General features: G+C 62.9%; 13 protein-coding genes and 1 pseudogene. 5 read left to right on the top strand and 9 right to left on the bottom strand.

Annotation, left to right across the window (positions count from 1 at the left end):
• Positions 1–112: 112 nt before the first annotated feature.
• Both phaC and phaR read left to right on the top strand, forming a co-directional pair.
• On the top strand, positions 113–1,828 hold the full coding sequence (phaC, locus tag CNX70_RS18080) for a class I poly(R)-hydroxyalkanoic acid synthase (protein WP_096235851.1): 1,716 nt from the start codon (positions 113–115) through the stop codon (positions 1,826–1,828).
• A 225-nt stretch (positions 1,829–2,053) separates the two neighbouring features.
• Positions 2,054–2,617, top strand: coding sequence for a polyhydroxyalkanoate synthesis repressor PhaR (gene phaR / locus CNX70_RS18075; RefSeq protein WP_071076767.1), 564 nt, complete (start codon positions 2,054–2,056; stop codon positions 2,615–2,617).
• 91 nt (positions 2,618–2,708) lie between these two features.
• On the opposite strand, the gene CNX70_RS18070 is transcribed toward phaR, so the two are convergent.
• The gene (locus CNX70_RS18070) at positions 2,709–4,304 is read right to left on the bottom strand and encodes a hypothetical protein (RefSeq protein ID WP_157751104.1); all 1,596 of its coding nucleotides are present in this window, start codon (positions 4,302–4,304) and stop codon (positions 2,709–2,711) included.
• Positions 4,305–4,614: 310 nt separating this feature from the next.
• Between CNX70_RS18070 and rimO the strand changes: the two genes are divergently transcribed.
• Both rimO and CNX70_RS18060 read left to right on the top strand, forming a co-directional pair.
• Positions 4,615–5,970 (top strand): 30S ribosomal protein S12 methylthiotransferase RimO, encoded by a 1,356-nt coding sequence (gene rimO / locus CNX70_RS18065; protein ID WP_096238532.1) that lies wholly within the window; start codon positions 4,615–4,617, stop codon positions 5,968–5,970.
• Between the two features lie 96 nt (positions 5,971–6,066).
• A complete protein-coding gene (locus tag CNX70_RS18060) occupies positions 6,067–7,233 on the top strand; it encodes a cystathionine beta-lyase (RefSeq protein WP_096238531.1) in 1,167 nt (388 codons plus the stop codon).
• Positions 7,234–7,269: 36 nt separating this feature from the next.
• Here the strand turns inward: CNX70_RS18060 and CNX70_RS18055 are convergent, their stop codons facing one another.
• A complete protein-coding gene (locus tag CNX70_RS18055) occupies positions 7,270–7,632 on the bottom strand; it encodes a DUF4870 family protein (protein WP_096235849.1) in 363 nt (120 codons plus the stop codon).
• Positions 7,633–7,724: 92 nt separating this feature from the next.
• On the opposite strand from CNX70_RS18055, the gene CNX70_RS28585 reads away from it, so the two are divergent.
• Positions 7,725–9,590, top strand: a complete 1,866-nt coding sequence (locus CNX70_RS28585; protein WP_167389678.1) for a serine hydrolase domain-containing protein — start codon at positions 7,725–7,727, stop codon at positions 9,588–9,590.
• Between the two features lie 4 nt (positions 9,591–9,594).
• Here the strand turns inward: CNX70_RS28585 and CNX70_RS18045 are convergent, their stop codons facing one another.
• From CNX70_RS18045 to CNX70_RS18015, 7 genes and pseudogenes are all read right to left on the bottom strand, one after another.
• Entirely contained in the window at positions 9,595–9,852 is a 258-nt protein-coding gene (locus CNX70_RS18045) for a hypothetical protein (protein WP_096235847.1), read from the bottom strand.
• A complete protein-coding gene (locus CNX70_RS18040; protein ID WP_157751102.1) occupies positions 9,849–10,706 on the bottom strand; it encodes an MbnB/TglH/ChrH family RiPP precursor modification enzyme in 858 nt (285 codons plus the stop codon). The genes CNX70_RS18045 and CNX70_RS18040 overlap by 4 nt, the downstream gene beginning before the upstream one ends.
• On the bottom strand, positions 10,696–11,610 hold the full coding sequence (locus CNX70_RS18035; RefSeq protein WP_096235846.1) for a TIGR04222 domain-containing membrane protein: 915 nt from the start codon (positions 11,608–11,610) through the stop codon (positions 10,696–10,698). Before CNX70_RS18035 ends, CNX70_RS18040 begins: the two co-directional genes overlap by 11 nt.
• Complete coding sequence (locus CNX70_RS18030) at positions 11,607–12,335, bottom strand: nucleotidyltransferase domain-containing protein (RefSeq protein WP_157751100.1); 729 nt, start codon at positions 12,333–12,335, stop codon at positions 11,607–11,609. The genes CNX70_RS18035 and CNX70_RS18030 overlap by 4 nt, the downstream gene beginning before the upstream one ends.
• A 91-nt stretch (positions 12,336–12,426) precedes the next feature.
• A complete protein-coding gene (serB, locus tag CNX70_RS18025) occupies positions 12,427–13,293 on the bottom strand; it encodes a phosphoserine phosphatase SerB (RefSeq protein ID WP_425269192.1) in 867 nt (288 codons plus the stop codon).
• Positions 13,294–13,324: 31 nt separating this feature from the next.
• Positions 13,325–16,767, bottom strand: a pseudogene (gene mfd, locus CNX70_RS18020) (transcription-repair coupling factor).
• A gap of 87 nt (positions 16,768–16,854) precedes the next feature.
• Positions 16,855–17,799: a 5'-nucleotidase gene (locus CNX70_RS18015; protein WP_096235844.1), complete on the bottom strand. Its 945-nt coding sequence runs from the start codon at positions 17,797–17,799 to the stop codon at positions 16,855–16,857.
• Between the last annotated feature and the right edge of the window lie 14 nt (positions 17,800–17,813).

Raw genomic sequence — 17,813 nt, 5'->3', positions numbered from 1 at the left:
TCTAGTACGGTGAGCATCGCAGGCCGCCTACACCGACGCGCAGTAGGTTTTGTTCGGCGTCCCTCAATCTTGAATGGACTTACATATATCTATGAATATGCCCGATCCTCAAATGATGACCAAGGAATGGATGGCGCAGATCAGCAATCCTGAGCAGTGGAAGACGTGGTTCAACATGGTACCGCAGCCCCAGGGCAATCCAATTGCCGGCATTTTGCAGGATGCGGGCGCCAGCATCAAGCCGGAAGCGATCGAGCAACTGAAAAATGCCTATGTGGCCAAGCTGACGGGCTTGTGGGCTGACTTTATGGCCGGCAAGGCGCCGGAGCTGAAAGACCGCCGCTTCGCCGCGCCCGCCTGGCACGCCAGCCCACTGTCAGCCTTCAATGCGGCCGCCTACCTGCTGAACGCGGAGTTTCTCAGCGCCATGGCCGATGCCGTCGAAGCGACGCCGCACCAGAAGCAAAAGATTGCGTTTGCGGTGCAGCAAATCGTTGACGCCATGTCGCCCGCCAACTTTCTGGCCACCAACCCTGACGCCCAGCAAACCCTGATCGAGACCAAGGGCGAAAGCCTGGCCAAGGGCTTGACGAACATGCTGGCCGATATGCAGAAGGGCCGCATCTCGCAGTCCGATGAGTCGGCCTTCGAAGTGGGCCGCAACGTGGCCACCACGCCGGGCACGGTAGTGTTTGAAAATGCCCTGTTCCAGCTGATCCAGTACACGCCGACGACGGCCACGGTACACCAGCGGCCGCTGCTGATGGTGCCGCCATGCATCAATAAATTCTATATCCTTGACTTGCAGCCGGAAAACTCGCTCGTGCGCTATGCGGTAGAGCAGGGCAATACCGTGTTTTTGATGTCCTGGCGCAATCCGGACCTGAGCATGCAGCACCTGACGTGGGACGATTACGTCGAGCAAGGCGTGATCGAAGCCATCCGTGTCACGCAGGACATTTCCGGCCAGGACAAGCTCAATATGTTCGGCTTTTGCGTGGGCGGCACCATCGTCTCGACGGCGCTGGCCGTACTCAAGGCGCGCGGCGAGAATCCTGCCGCCAGCCTGACATTGCTGACCACCTTCCTCGATTTCTGCGACACGGGCGCGCTCGACGTCTTTATTGACGAGCAGCAAGTGGCGCTGCGCGAGCAGAGTCTGGCCAAGGGCGGCCTGATGTCGGGCCGCGACCTGGGCAGCACTTTCTCAAGCCTGCGGCCGAACGACCTGGTGTGGAACTACGTGCAGTCGAATTACCTGAAGGGCAAGGAGCCGCCCGCGTTCGACTTGCTGTACTGGAATGGTGACGGCACGGGCTTGCCGGGCCCCATGTTCTGCTGGTATCTGCGCAATACTTATCTGGAAAACAGCCTGAAAGTGCCGGGCAAGCTGACGGTGGCCGGAGAGCAGGTCGACCTGAGCAGCATCGATGCGCCCGCCTTCATCTACGGTTCGCGCGAAGACCATATCGTGCCCTGGGGCGCGGCCTACGCCAGCACGGCCCTGCTGAACCCGAAAAAGCCGAAAGCCAACCGTTTTATCCTGGGTGCTTCGGGCCATATCGCCGGCGTGATCAATCCGGCGTCGAAGAAAAAGCGCAGTTACTGGAGCAATGACCAGCCGCGCACGGCGAAAGCCAAGCCCTTGAGCGCCGAGCAGTGGATGGAAGGTGCGACCGAGCACGCGGGCAGTTGGTGGCCCGAATGGGCGGCCTTCCTGGCCGAACACGGCGGCGCGCAGGTGAGGGCACCCGGCAAGCCGGGCAACAAACGGCACGCGGCAATCGAGCCGGCGCCGGGGCGGTATGTTAAAGTCAGGGCAGATTAAGTCACAAAGCGTTTTTGCCTGGCAAGGCCGGCGTAATCATCGGTCTTGTCAGGAATCTACTTTTAGTTGCGTTGCAATAAATGCGGGAATCTACTACCCTGATGTGTAATGGAGCCGTTTTCCACTCTATAATGGAAAAAGTAGGCAGGTGCGAAAGCGGACCCACGTTCGCTTTTTTTTCGGATTAACTCAGTATGCGCTGCGGCGCAATAAGTGGAACTTGTGATGAGTAGTGCAAAAAAAAGTATAGACCGCCTGATTAAAAAATATCCCAACCGCCGTCTGTATGACACGCAAACCAGTTCCTACATCACCTTGACGGACGTCAAGCAGCTGGTGTTGGACAATGAGGTGTTTACCGTCGTCGATGCCAAATCCAGTGAAGATTTGACGCGCAGCATCTTGCTGCAAATCATTTTGGAAGAGGAAGCGAACGGCGCGCCCATGTTTTCGAGCAGCGTGTTGTCGCAGATCATCCGCTACTATGGCCACGCCATGCAGGGCATGATGGGATCCTACCTGGAAAAGAACGTGCAAGCGTTCACCGATATCCAGCACAAATTCACGGGCACGTCGGCCGGCAGTTTCGAAGGCAAGCCATTCAGCCCGGAAATGTGGACCCAGTTCATGAATGTCCAGGGCCCGATGATGCAAGGCATGATGAACAACTACATCGACCAGAGCAAGAGCCTGTTCGTGCAGATGCAGGAACAGATGCAGAGCCAGAGCAAGAATCTGTTCGGCACGTTCCCGTTCGTACCGCCGGTCCCACCGACCGACAAAAAGTAAGCCGCATCCAATGCGGGCCACACAACGGCACAGGATCTCCTGTGCCGTTGTGCTTTGCGGGCGTCATGCCGCCGGCTGCCGATGCTGCATGTTATTGCTTCCGTTGTTGCAGCGTGGAAAGCAGGTCCTGGTTTGAATGCTCGAGCTTCCATGTCCTGGCATTGTCCATGGAGCTGTAAATGCTGACGTTACCCTTGAAATCTTCCTGGATATTGAGCGCCAGGCCGGAAGGGAATATCAACGGGGCGTTGCGCAGACTGTATGGGACATACGGCGCCCAGGTCTTGCCTTCATCGCTGCTGACCAGCAGGGCGCCCTCGTTATACATGCCGGCTTCCATCAGCAAGCGGCCGTCATTGAGCGGCGCCACTGGCGACATCAGGACTTTGAAGGGCGAAACGATAGTCGTCCAGTTCTGGCCGCGATCCCGTGAAACATAGGCGTCGGGAAAGCGTCCTCCCAGACCAGCCGCTACCAGAACGCTTTGCGTGCCATTGGCTTGATGGATAAACTGCGTCAAGCTTTTCTTGTGCGGACTAAAGCGCTCGGTCAACTTGCCCGTGCGGTAATCGAGTTCGCCGATCAAGCCGCTTTCCAGCGCATAGCCGATCCGCTCCGCGTCTTGCCACGTCCACAATAAGCCCGGGCCATGCAGCCACGATCCGGGCAAGGTGGAGTGGTACACGGATCGCCAGTCGCCGGCGTCCAGTTGATTCGCACGGAAAATGTTCAATTCATCTCCCTTGTGATGCATCACGTACCAGCCATCCTGGGGGTTGCCGCCGATGCGCAGCAGATTGCCGGGCGGCAGGTTGCCTGTATCGACAGGAAGCAGCTTGTCGCTGTCACGCGCTTTGCGTAGCAGGGAGCCCGATTCGCCTACCGCGATCAACTCGGCATTGGGCAGGTCTACGGGAAAGACGCAAGACAGCGACTCCACCGAGGGCGCATTGATGATCTTCCATAGCCCTTGCGTCGAGCGCAGCAGGACGGCGCCCATGCGGCTGGCGGCAGCCACCCGGCCATCGGGCATTTCAGTGGCGCACTCGGCCCCGGCCGGGTGGGCGCGGGCAAATTGCTCGACATCGTCCTGCGCGTGGTGCGGAGTGCTCCAGCCTGGGCTGGCAGCAGCGCCGAATAGCTTGCTGTAGTCGGGGGCAAAGCGCTGGAGCAATTGCGCATTGGATACTACCTGCGCGCTGCGACCGTATTGCACGCCGAAATCGCCGCGTGTCACAATCAGCCGCCCCAGATCCGCCGATTTTCCCGCTTCGATGTTGAAGCTTCCCACGATGCTCGAGTACACATGCAAGAGCTTGTTGGCCCGCGTGTCGATCAGTTCGACAAACTCATACTCGCCAGGCGGTAGTGCGCCAATGAACAGGGAAGTATCGCCTGCCATCGCGCTCTCGACCTTTTTCATCACCAGATTTGCGGAGACCAGCTTGAAATCGCTGCGCTGCTCCCCCGCCACCACACGGCGTAACTTGATGGTGTTGAAACCGTAAATATCTTTGGTATTCGACGTGATGCTGACCACCACCGGGGTTTCTCCCGATTGTGCGCTCATTTTCAGTGGATCAACCACCGCCGTGTTGACGACGCAGCCGCTCAGTAGCAATACAGTCAAGCCGCAAGCGGCGACAGCCCGGCGCCGCGCTGTCAAATTGGAAAAGGAAAAAGACATGGGATTCATTTAGTTTTATAAAAAACAAAATTATATGTCATGCCATTAATTTCCTTTAGGCATTATTTTGACTTTCTTGATACCTGGAATGTGTGGCCGGGCCTTGTTCGACCATCGCCACGATGGCAGCGGCCGGAACAAAGCTGGGGTGGTAGCGTTGCAGATGCGCCAGCAAAAGAAGCCGGCGCTGACAGCAAGGGGCGGCTCGGGGTACAATAGCCGATTCGCCTCACCATTTTACTAGCTGCCAACTATGTCTGAAATTCACCGTATTCCCGTTCCTTCCGCCAAGCCAGAGGCCATGCTGGCCATGCCAGGTGCGGCGCCGAAAGTGGGCTTTGTCTCGCTCGGCTGCCCGAAAGCGCTGGTCGACTCCGAACAAATCCTGACCCAACTGCGCGCCGAAGGCTACGAAACGGCGAAATCCTACGCTGGCGCCGATCTGGTGATCGTCAATACCTGCGGTTTTATCGATGCTGCCGTGCAAGAGTCGCTCGACGCCATCGGCGAAGCGCTGGCTGAAAACGGCAAGGTCATCGTGACCGGTTGCCTGGGCGCGAAGAAAGATGCTGCCGGCGACGACATCATCATGAAGGTGCACCCGAAAGTGCTGGCCGTCACGGGTCCGCACGCGCTGGCCGAAGTGATGGATTCCGTCCATTTTCACCTGCCGAAGCCGCATGCGCCCTTCCTCGACCTGGTGCCGCCGCAAGGCATCAAGCTGACGCCGAAGCACTATGCCTACCTGAAAATTTCCGAAGGCTGTAACCACCGTTGCAGCTTCTGCATCATCCCATCGATGCGCGGCGACCTGGTCTCGCGTCCGATCGGCGAACTGATGATCGAAGCGGAAAACCTGTTCAAGGCCGGCGTCAAGGAATTGCTGGTCATTTCGCAAGATACCTCGGCGTATGGCGTGGACGTGAAATTCCGTTCCGGCTTCTGGAATGGCCGTCCCGTGAAGACGCACATGACGCAGTTGACGGAAGCGCTGGGCGAGCTGGCCAAGACCTACGGCGCCTGGGTGCGCTTGCACTATGTGTATCCGTACCCGCACGTGGACCAGATCATCCCGATGATGAGCGGCGGCCACATCCTGCCCTACCTCGATATTCCGATGCAGCACGCGCACCCGGACGTGCTGAAACGCATGAAGCGCCCGGCCAGCGGCGAGAAAAACCTCGACCGCATCCAGGCCTGGCGCGCCATCAACCCGGACCTGACCATCCGCTCGACCTTCATCGCCGGTTTTCCTGGCGAAACGGAAGCGGAATTCGAGTACTTGCTGGACTTCCTCAAGGAAGCGCAGATCGACCGCCTCGGCTGCTTCGCCTATTCGCCTGTTGAAGGCGCGACGGCCAATGCGATCGAAAATCCCGTGCCGGAAGAGCTGCGTGAAGAGCGCCGTGGCCGCGTGATGCTGCTGCAGGAAGAAATTTCCAAGAAACGTCTGCAAGCCAAGGTCGGCAAGACCGTGCGCGTGCTGATCGATGAAGTCACCCGCTCCGGCGGCGTGGGCCGCTCCTCCGCCGACGCGCCGGAAATCGATGGCGTCGTATATGTCAAGCCGCCGTTCGAGCCGCACCGCAAGCTGGCCGTGGGCCAGTTCTTTGATGTAAAAATTACTTCAGCGGACGCGCACGACCTGTGGGGCGCTGCCGAGTAAGCAGGTGTAACAGTCGTACGGCGTACAGGGCGTAAAGCCCTTACAATCAAGGCGGACCAGCAATTGCTGGCCCGCCTTTTTTTATTTCCCGACGCCATGACCACAATCAAATCCCCCCAGACGGCGCTGATCCACAGCGATTACCAGGCGCCGCAAGGCTTTGCCGCCTTTCCCAACGCCATCCATCACGCATCGACCGTGTTGTTCAAGGACGTGGCGGCCATGCGTTCGGGCGACTGGAAAGAGAAGAACGCCTACACCTACGGCTTGCACGGCACGCCTACCACGTTCACCTTGGAAGCGCGGCTGGCCGAGATCGAAGGGGGCAAGTACTGCCTGCTGGCGCCATCGGGCCTGGCGGCCATCGCCATGGCGGATTTTGCGCTGCTGAAAACGGGCGATGACGTTTTGTTGCCGGAAAATATCTACAACCCGAACCGTGAACTGGGACGCTGGCTGGCGCAGGATTTCGGCATCACGGCACGCTATTACGACCCGCTGATCGGCGCCGGCATCGCCGCCTTGATCCAGGAGAATACCAAACTCATCTGGACGGAAGCGCCGGGTTCCGTGACGATGGAAGTGCCGGACTTGCCCGCCATCTGCGCGGCCGCCCACGCGCGCGGCGTGCTGGTGGCTTTGGACAACACCTGGTCGGCCGGTCTGGCCCTGCGCGGCTTTGAGCTGGGGGTGGACATCATCATGCAGGCGCTGACGAAATACCAGTCGGGCGGCTCGGACGTGCTGATGGGCGCTCTGATCACGCGGGACAGGGCGCTGCACGAGCGCCTGGCCCTGGCGCATATGCGCCTAGGCATGGGCGTGGGCGCCGATGACGCCTACCTGGTGCTGCGCGGCTTGCCCACCATGAAGCTGCGCTTCGACGCCCACGATGCGGGCGCGCACACGGTGGCCAGCTGGCTCAAGGGAAGAAGCGAGATCGCCACGGTGCTGCATCCGGCCTTCGAGGATTGCCCCGGTCACGCCATCTGGCAGCGCGATTTCACGGGCGCGGGCGGCCTGTTTTCCGTGCTGTTCGATTCCCGCTACACGGAGCAGCAGACGGACCGTTTCGTCGACGCCTTGCAGTTGTTCAAGATAGGCTACAGCTGGGGCGGCGCGAACAGCCTGGTGATGCCGTACCGCATCGCCGCCATGCGCAAGGGCTGGCAGTTGCCGGGCCAGCTGGTGCGTCTGAATGTGGGGCTGGAAGATCCGCAGGACTTGATCGCCGATATCGAACGGGCGTTCGCGGCGATGTAGGCAGCGGCAAGCCGTTGGCTTGCCGCGAAGTACCTTTTACATGGGTACGGGGGTGTTGTTGTTCAGATCGAGGAAGCCGCGCAGCAAGCGGTAGGCTTTCCACAGCCAGGCCACGCCCCACACGAGGAACGCCAGCGGAATGCCGATAATGGTAATCCATAGCACGGCGCCGACGACGATCCAGGCCACGTACCACCAGAAGGAACGGATCATCCAGCTGTGATGGCTGTACACGAAGGTCCCGGCCGCCTCGTCCCGCTTCACATAATTGATGATGAGCGGAATGAAGGAAAACGCGCCCAGCGAAAACACGAAGCTGGCGCCATGTATCAGGTACAACCACCAGGCCAGGTTTTTGCTCTGCTGGAGTTGGCTATCGAGAATAATATCTTGTGACATGCAGGCTCCTGCTTGATTGTTTGCTCAGGTTTTTATTGTAACAAGCTCTGTTGAACGGGAGCGCAATCCATGGAAAAAGGCGAAATACATTGTTGAAAGCACATCCACATCCCACCTGGGCCGCGCGCGCCGGGTCATGGCTGCGGCGCGCCGTGCCGGCCTTGCTGCTGTGCGCCACGGCGGCCCATGCCGCCGGCCCCACCCTGGAGGCGGAGTTTGCCGCTGGCTTGAAGGAAGAGGGCCTGGCGGGCGCCGTCTGGAGCGAAGTCTTGCCCGATGGCACAGTCAAAGTCGGCGCGTCGGGCCAGCGCGATGCCGCCAAGCACCTACCCATGCAGGCGGACACGCGCGTGCAAGTGGGCTCCGTGGGCAAGGTGGCGCTGGCGTTGGGCGTCTTGCGCCTGGTCAGCGAAGACCGGCTCACGCTCGACACGCCCGTGCAGCAGGTGCTGCCGGAACTGGCGCTGAAAAACCCGTGGCAAAGCAGCGACCCCGTGCGCATCCGCCACCTGCTGGCGCACACGTCCGGCCTCGATAACGTGCGCTTCTGGCAGGCGTTCAGCCTGAACCCGGCGCCGCAGACGCCGCTGGCCGCCGCCTTTGACGGCGGGCGCAATCTGCTGCGCGTGCGCGCGCGGCCCGGCAGCCGCTACGCATATTCGAACATGGGCTATGGCTTGCTGGGCATGGTGATCGAGAAGGTCACGGGCCAGCCGTATGAACGCTACCTCGATGCGCAACTGCTGCAGCCGCTGGGCATGGCGGACAGCACTTTTACTTTCGTCACGCAGGCGGGATCGCATGCCGATCCGCGCCTGGCCATGGGCCACTTCGAGCATGGCGTGGCGCAAGCGGCCGTACCGCAGTACCTGCGGCCAGCCGCGCAGTTCACCACCACGGCGGCCGACATGGGCAAGCTGGCGCAATTCCTGATGGGCGATGGCAAGCTGCAGGACAAGCGTTTCATCGACCCGGCGCTGATGGGCGCCTTGTCCGCACCGGCCGGCACGGATGCGGCGCAGGCGGGCCTGGAAACGGGCCATGGCCTGGCCTTGGCCGTGCGCGACCGCCACAACGTGGTGGGCGCCTGCCACCCTGGCACGGCCGTGGGTTTTCGCGCCATGCTGTGCATCTATCCGGAGCAGGACAGCGCCTTCTTCGTGGCCTTCAATACGGATGCCGAGCAGGCCGACTATGAACGCTTCAACCGCCTGCTGCTGCGCGACCTGGAACTGCCGCTGCGCGCGCCAGCCCCGCAGGGCACGCCCGCGCCCACGGTGGAAAACTGGCAGGGTGTGTATGTGCCGTCACCCAGCCCCATGGCCAGCATGGCCTGGGTCGATGCCGTTTTCGGCTTCACGCGCCTGAAATGGGATGGCGAGTCGCTGTTCCTGATCCCGTTCCAGGGCGAGCCGAAGGAACTGGAACCGGTGGGCGGCTTGCTGTTCCGCGCCAGCGACCGCAGCACGCCATCGCACGTGCTGCTGCAGGAGGATGGCAAGCATATCCTCAGCGACGGCTTGCGCAGCTATGAGCGGGTGTCGATGCTGCGCATGCTGGTCTTGTGGGGCAGCCTGGCGCTGGGCATGGCGGGCTTGCTGTATGTGCTGGTGGTGGGCGTCTGGCGCGCCGCGCTGCGCCGCCTGGGGCGGGGCGACCATCTGTTCGCGCCCCTGCTGTCGCAGCTGGCGCTGCTCTTGCCGCTGCCGTTTTTCTATTTTCAGTCTTACCTGCGCCTGGGCGATGTCAGCGTGGCCAGCGTGCTGCTGGCGCTGGTCACGGGCGCGTTGCCGCTGGCCATGGCGTTCGGCCTGGCGCGCTGCTGGCGCAGCCGTGGCACGGCTGCCGAGGCGGGCTCGTGGGCGAAATGGGATTGGATCGCCTTGCTGGCGGCGCTGCAACTGCTGCTGGTGCTGGCCTGGTGGGGACTGCTGCCGCTGCGTCTGTGGCAGCTGTAGGCTTTCAGGTCCAGGCAGCCAGAAGCCGGCGCCACCAGCGCTGCGCCGGCGAGGCCCTGCTACCGTGCGCGGCCCGCTTGGTGCGATAGCTGGCTGCCGCCATTTGCAGGCCGACGCGATCCATCGCCGCCATCGCCTCCGCTTCCTGCGGCGACAAGCCATGCAGCAAGGCTTGCGCCCGGGGATCGAGCAGGAAGGCGGTACGCAGGGCGTCGTCCGTGTACAGCCTTGCCAAATAGGTTTCCAGTGCGGCAGAACTCATGCGTCTCGCCCCGCGCGCAAGGCAGCGCGCGCCAGCTCCAGCTGGCCCAGCACATGCTCGAACGACGGGTAATTGCCATCGCGTTCGACGATCACCGTCAGGGGCTGCGGCGCATGGCGCGCCAGCTGGGTCAATAAAGCGAAGACGGCGGGCGGCACGTCGTGCAGATGGTCGTCCAGCAAGCGCTTGCCGGCGCCGTCCGGTGCTTCGATCCAGTGGCCGCCACTCAGGTGCACGGCGCCGACCCGGTGCAGGGGCAGGCGCAGCAGCAATTGCTCCGGCGCTTCCCCAAAATTGACGGCATTCGCATACAGGTTGTGCAGGTCCAGCAGCAGCGGCACGTGCGCGCCGTGGATAATCTGCGCCAGCCATGCGGCTTCGTCCATCGTGCTGGCGGGCGGCTGGACCAGGGTGGCGATGTTTTCCATCAGCGGCGCGCTGCCGACGATGCGCGTGGCCAGTGCGATATTGGCGATCGCGCCGGCGGCGCTGAGCGGCGTACGCGGCGGCGCCGCCAGGTGGCCGATTTCCACGCCGCCGGCGCGCACGAAACTCAGGTGCTCTGACCACGACTCCGCCTGTACCGTCTTCATCAGGCGCGCCATCGCATGCAGGCGGCGCGGGTCGGCGGGAATCGTCGAGGCTAGCCCCATGCCGACGCCGTGCAGGCTCACCGGCACCTGGCGCGCCAGGCTGCTCAAGGCCGCGATGCCGGCGCGCGAGGCGCGGTAATAATCGTCGGCGATCACTTCCAGCACATCGATCTGCGCCAGGTTGGACAGGATGCCGGCAGCCAGTTCGCCGCGCCAGCCCAGGCCGACGCGGTCGCGCGCGGTTTCCTGGCTAACTGCCACAGCCGCCGCAACCGCCACAGCCGCTGCCGCCGCCATCGCCGCCGCCGCTATCACCGCCGCCCGATGACGAGTCGTCCGTGCTGCCGGACGTGGAGTCGCTGCCCGTGCCTTGCCGGGATACCGGGTACAGCTCGGCGACATACGCGTACACGGACAAGGGCAGGGCGCCGAGGCCGAAGATGGCGGCCAGCAGGGCCATGTCGGTGCTGCTGCTGCCCGCCTGCAGGCGCGACGCGCGCTGGTTCAGCCGGCCAAACAGCATGCGCAAGTCGGTCAGCAGCCGCTGCGCGCTCCAGCTGGTCGGCTGGGTGCGCAAGCCGCGCAGCATGAGCAGGAAGATCGCCAGCAGCAGCGCCAGGAACAGCAGGTTGTAGTGCTGGCGGCTGATGGCGATGACGGCCTTGACGGCGGCCACCGTCAGCAGCAAATAGTGCGCGGGCCAGGTGATGCGTTCGCGCCGGCGCAGCAGCGGCGGGCCGACCAGCAATTCCTGCTGCGTCAAGCTGTCCTGGTAGGCGCGGCACGCTGGCAGCATGTCTGCCTGCGCGGCCAGTTCCTTGCTGTGGCCCTGGCGGCCCAGGTACAGCCGCAGCACGTCGCGTTCGATGTCGTGAGTGGCAAAGCGCAGGCTGTCGGCGCTGGCCGTTTCCAGCAGCGGGCCATCGGCGCGCAGCAAGCCGCGGTCGACCAGTACGATGGCGGCGATTTTCACGGCTTCGAGGGCGCCGCCGCGCAAAAAAGCGATGCGGTAGGGATCATCGGCGAGCGACAGCTGGGCATGCGGATTGCGCAATTCCATGCGGATCAGCAGTTCGCGCACGCTGTAATACACGAGCGCGCCGAAGATCAGGTAGGCCAGCAGGAACCAGGGACCGCTCCAGTCGAACGGATTGACGCCGTTCACCGCATGGTCTCCGCGTGTTCGCGCAAGTGTCCGGTAATGGCCATCAGGCTGGTGAAGGCGGGCAGGGCCTGCCCCGGCGCCAGGCGCGCCGTTTCGCGCGCCTCCGACATGGCTTGCAGGGCCGTGTGCAGGGCCGGGTCGCCCAGTTGGTCGACAAACGCTTCGAGCGCCTGCTTGCCGGACTGCGCCGACTTGCCCTCCAGCTGCGCCAGCGAGGCGGCGGCCGCACGCAGCGGGCCGGCCGCGTCGGCGATGGCGCCGGCCAGCTGTTCTTCATTCAGGCTCAATAGCATATACCGTTCGCGCATGCGCACCTGCTGGTTCAGCAGCACTTGCCGCAGTCGGCGCAGCACGGCGTCGCGGCTGGTGTGCAGGCTGGCGAAAGGATCATTGCCCAGCAGTACTCGATGGCGCGCGATGATGTCGGCGAACTTGACGGCGAAGGCCTCGGCGGCCTGCGTCAATTCGTCTTCTTGCAGGAACATGACCTGCAAATCGATGGCGGCGTGCGCCATGCGCAAGGGCCCGCGCAGCGCATCGGCCGCCTGCGGCGTAAAGCGCTTGAGCAGCAACAGCAGGTTGACGTCGGAGGTGGCGCGTACCTGCCCATCGGCGGCCGAGCCAAACAGCACGGCAGCGGCAAGGTCATCCCCGAAGGCCGTTTGCGCGGCGGCGACGAACACATCCAGGTGGCGTTGTATCTCTTCTGGCAGCGATGGCGGCATGCGGTGTTCTTTCACGATGGGCAAGCTTGGTAGTCACAAGTTTGCAATATAGCAAAAATATGCCATCGTGCGCGCACCGCCAGGCGCCAACTCAGGTCAAGACGTTCAGCAAGCCATCGAGTCCCACGAAGTTCAGCGCCACATCGGCTTGCGAACGCACCACGGGCTTGGCGCGGAAGGCCACGGACAGGCCGGCGATACCCATCATTTTCAAGTCGTTGGCGCCGTCGCCCATGACGATGGCTTGCGCTGGCGTAATGCCCATCTGCGCGCACACGCGCTCCACCGTGCGCTGTTTTTCCTCGGCGTCGACGATGCCTCCCAAAACCCGGCCCGTCAGCTTGCCGTCGACGATTTCCAGTTCGTTCGCGTGCGTGTAGTCGAGGCCCAGGCGTTCCTTCAGGCGCTCGGTGAAGAAGGTAAAGCCGCCCGACACCAGCAGGGTTTTCAGGCCGGCCTTCTGCACGGCTGCCAGCATGGTTTCCGCGCCCGGCGACAGTTGTAAACGTTCGTCGTAGACGCGCTGCAGGGCCGATGCATCGAGGCCTTCGAGCAGGGCTACGCGCTGCTTCAGGCTGGCCGCAAAATCGAGCTCGCCGCGCATGGCCGCTTCCGTGATGGCCGCCACTTGCGGTTTGAGGCCCTGCATGTCGGCGATTTCATCGATGCACTCGATGGTGATCAGGGTCGAATCCATGTCCATCGCCACGAGCTTGAATTCACTCAGTTCGCGCTGGCCCATCATGTAGGTGGCGTCCAGCTGCGCCGCCTGGGCCGCCACTTCGATGGTGGGGCGCAGCGCGGGCGAATAGGCGATCTGCTCGCAGCGCACGGCGTTCGGACCGAGGCGCGTGACGGACGTGGGCGCGGCCAGCGCGGCTATGCGATCGAGGCGGGCGGTGTCGCCGTCCAGGCCCTGCAGGATCAGGTTCATGGTGATGGAAGTCGTGTTGGTCATGGGGCTATCCTGCATAAATGGTCGAAATGGTCTACACCGTCAATTGCTTGATGGTGCTCTTGATCTGCGTCACGCGCGCGGCCAGGTCCGGCATGGCGGCCGTGATTTTCAGCTTGTCCTGGCCATGCAGCTTGATATGGCGGTTCTTCTGGATCAGCTCGATGATGCGCATCGGGTCGATGGGGGCTTGGCCATGAATTGCAGGGTGGCCGCTTCGCCATGCACGTCGATCTTGACGATGCCCACGGTTTTCGCCGCGATGCGCAGGCGGTGCGTCTCGATCAGCGCTTTCACGGGGTCGGGCAGCTTGCCGAAGCGGTCGATCAGCTCTTCCTGGATATCGTCGATCTTCTCTGGCGTGGCGCAGTTGGCCAGGCGCTTGTAGATCGACAGGCGCTCGTGCACGTCGCCGCAAAAATCGGCTGGCAGCAGGGCCGGCACGTGCAGGTTGATTTCCGTCGTCGAGGCCAGCGGCGCGGCCAGGTCCGGCTCCTTGCCGGCCTTCAGCGAGCGCACGGCTTCGTGCAGCATGTCCGAATACAGCTGGAAGCCGATTTCCGTCATCTCGCCCGACTGGCTCTCGCCCAGCACCTCGCCGGCGCCGCGGATTTCCAGGTCGTGCATGGCCAGGTAAAAGCCGCTGCCCAGTTCTTCCATCTGCTGAATGGCGTCCAGGCGGCGCTGCGCCAGTTTTGTCAGGCCTTGCACGTCGTGCACCAGCAGGTAGGCGTAGGCCTGGTGATGCGAACGGCCCACGCGGCCGCGCAACTGGTGCAGCTGCGCCAGGCCGAACTTGTCGGCGCGGTGCATGATGATGGTGTTCGCCGTCGGCACATCGATACCCGTTTCGATGATGGTCGTGCACAGCAAAATGTTGAAACGCTGGGCGACGAAGTCGCGCATGACCTTTTCCAGGTCACGCTCGTGCATCTGGCCGTGCGCCACGGCGATGCGCGCCTCGGGCAGCAGTTCCGTCAGCATGGCCAGGCGGTTCTGGATGGTTTCCACCTCGTTGTGCAGGAAGTAGATCTGGCCACCGCGTTTGAGTTCGCGCAGACACGCTTCGCGGATGATGGCTTCGCCTTCGCTGCGCACGAACGTCTTGATGGCCAGGCGCTTTTGCGGCGCCGTGGCGATGATGGAAAAGTCGCGCAAGCCTTCCAGCGCCATGCCCAGGGTGCGGGGAATCGGCGTGGCCGTCAGGGTCAGCACGTCCACTTCCGCGCGCAAGGCTTTCAAGGCTTCCTTCTGGCGCACGCCGAAGCGGTGTTCTTCGTCGATGATGACCAGGCCCAGACGCGTGAATTTCACGTCGCTTGAGAGCAGTTTATGCGTGCCGATGACGATGTCGATGGTGCCGTCGGCCATGCCCTTGAACGCCTGCGTGATCTCCTTGCCGCTGCGGAAGCGCGACAATTCCGCGATGCGCACCGGCCAGTCGGCGAAGCGGTCGGCGAAGGTTTGCGCATGCTGCTCGGCCAGCAGGGTGGTGGGCGCCAGAATGGCCACCTGCTTGCCGCCCATCACGGCGATGAAGGCCGCGCGCAGCGCCACTTCCGTCTTGCCGAAGCCGACGTCGCCGCATACCAGGCGGTCCATCGGTTTGCCCGAGGTCATGTCCTTGATGACGTTGCGGATGGCCTCGGCCTGGTCCGGCGTCTCGTCGAAGCCGAAGCTGTCGGCGAAGCGCTGGTAGTCGTGCGACGAGAACTCGAAGGAGTGGCCCTGGCGCAGCGCGCGGCGCGCATACAGGTTGAGCAGCTCGGCGGCCGTGTCGCGCACCTGTTCGGCGGCGCGCTTTTTCGCTTTTTCCCACTGTCCCGAGCCGAGCGAATGCAGCGGCGCGTCTTCCGGCGAAGCGCCCGAGTAGCGCGAGATCACATGCAGCTGCGACACCGGAACATAAAGTTTCGTGTCCTTCGCGTATTCGAGGTGCAAAAATTCCGTCTCGCCTTCGCCCAGGTCCATGCTGGTCAGGCCCATGTAGCGCCCGATGCCGTGGTTGATGTGCACCACGGGATCGCCGATTTTCAGCTCGGACAGGTCGCGCACCATCGATTCGACCTGCGTCACGCCTTCCTGCTTCTTGCTGCCGACCCTGCGGCCGGAACCGGCATACAGCTCCGTTTCCGTGATGAAGGCCAGATTGCCCTCGGGCGTGAATAGCTCGAAGCCCGAATGCAGCGGCGCCACGCCGAGCATCAGCTTGGCGTCGGACTGCAGAAAACCGTCGCTGCCTTCCACCGGCATCAGGTGCAGATCGTATTCGGTGAAGTACTGCTGCAAGGTTTCGCGGCGGCCGTTCGATTCGGCGCAGATCATCACGCGGCGGCCCGCTTGCAGCAGATAGCTGCGCAGGTTGGCCAGCGGATCGTCGGCGCGGCGGTTGACGGCGATGTTCGGCACGGGCGCCGACAGTTCGGAGGCCAGCGCGTCGTTCGATTTCGCAATCGCCAGGCGCGGATAGGGCTTGGCCAGGCCGAAGAACTGCTCGTCGGACAGGAACAGCGATTCGGGCGGCAAAATAGGCCGCTCGCGGTCCGCTTTCAAAAAGCGGTAGCGCGACTGGGTATCGGTCCAGAAGCGCCCGATGGCAGCGTCGATCTCGCCCACCAGGGCCAGCGAAGCGTCGGGCGGCAGGTAGTCGAACAGGGTGGCCGTCTGCTCGAAGAACAGGGGCAGATAGTATTCGATGCCGGCCGAGGCGATGCCGCTGCTGATGTCCTTGTAGACCACCGAGCGAGAAGGATCGCCCTCGAACTGTTCGCGCCAGCGGTTGCGGAAAGTGGTGCGCGCCGCCTCGTCCATGGGGAATTCACGCCCCGGCAGCAAGCGCACTTCGTGCACGGGGTACAGCGAGCGCTGGGTGTCGGCGTCAAACGTGCGGATGGTCTCGATGGTGTCGCCGAACAGGTCCAGGCGGTAGGGCAGGGCCGAACCCATGGGGAACAGGTCGAGCAAGCCGCCGCGCACCGAGTATTCGCCGGGCGACATCACTTGCGACACATGGCTGTAGCCGGCCAGGGTCAGCTGCGACTTCAGCCGTGCTTCGTCGAGCTTTTCGCCCTTCTTGAAGAAGAAGGTGTAGGCCGCCAAAAAGGACGGCGGCGCCAGGCGCACCAGCGCCGTGGTGGCCGGCACGATCAGCACGTCGCACTGGCGTGTCTGGATTTCGTGCAGGGTGGCCAGTCGCTCGGAGACCAGGTCCTGGTGCGGCGAAAAGGCGTCGTAGGGCAGGGTTTCCCAGTCCGGCAGCAGATGGCAGCGCAGTTCCTTGCCGCCAAACCACGGGATTTCATCGAGCAGGCGCTGGCCGTCGCTGGCCTGCGCCACCACCACGGCCAGCATCTGGCCCCGCGCTTTCAATGCCAAAGCGGCCAGCGCCAGGGCATAGGCGTCGGATGAACCATACAGGGCGGGCAGCGCGTAGCGGTTGCCGGGCTTGGGGAGGGCTTTTGTTAAGTCTAAGGACATGCAGGCGATGACACTAGTGGCAGAGGCAGTTGAGTGGAACAGCTGTGGTGCGCGCAGCGCCGCCAGTGACGGCGCTGACAGGCGAGATTATAGACCATCGCCAGCGCGGATATTTGCAATCCCGAAAGGAACATGCACCATCGGTATCGTCCCGCCGGCTGACTTCAAATGGCTCAGCTGGTCGTCGAAGAAGATATGCGGCTTGAACACGGACAGCACGCGCGACTTGTCCATGCCACCCAGGAAAAACGTCTCGTCGGCCGCCACGCCCCAGCTTTTCAGGGTCGTCACGACTCGCTCGTGCGAGGGCGCGTTGCGCGCCGTGATGATGGCGATGCGCAGGATCTTCTTGTAGCCGGGGTCGCGCCGCTGCGCCTTTTCTTCCAGACGCTGCATGGTGGCCAGCTTCTGGAACAGGTCGGCCAGCGGGCCAGGGCGGTGCGGCGTGCCCACGTTCAGGGTTTCATGGGCGTGGAATTCATCGACGTCATTGTTGCGCTTGAACACGGTTTCCGCTTCGTCGTCGGCGATCACGCCGTCGAAATCGAAGGCCACGCGCAGCTCTTCGTCGTTCTCGTCGTCTTCCGTGCGCGACGGCAGCACCAGGCCGGCCGGATAGTTGCAGGCCAGCGCGCTGCGCACGTCGTGTTCATTCGCGCTGAGGAAGAGCGAGGCGTTGAAGGCCGGCAGGTAGGGGTAGGGCGACTTGCCCGTCATGAAGGCGGCGCGCGAAATATCCAGACCGTAGTGGGCGATCGAGTGCATCACGCGCAAACCCGTTTCCGGCGAATTGCGCGAAAACAGCACCACTTCCACAGGCGACTGGCGCGGATAGTGTTTGTTGATGTTCAGGAAGCGGCGGATGAAGGGAAAGGCCACGCCGCGCGGCAAGACCGTGTCGATATGCGTTTCCTGGTACTTGCGGTATTCCTCGGGGCCGTTGTCGAGGTAGACCTGATGCGATTCGGCCAGGTCGAACAGGGCGCTGGAAGCGACCCCGATCACCAGTTTGTGTTCAATAGGATATGCCATGGTCTGCCTGTTGT

It is taken from the genome of Janthinobacterium svalbardense (assembly GCF_002327145.1).
GTDB lineage: Bacteria > Pseudomonadota > Gammaproteobacteria > Burkholderiales > Burkholderiaceae_D > Janthinobacterium > Janthinobacterium tructae.
This window is presented reverse-complemented; position numbering and strand designations above follow the sequence as displayed.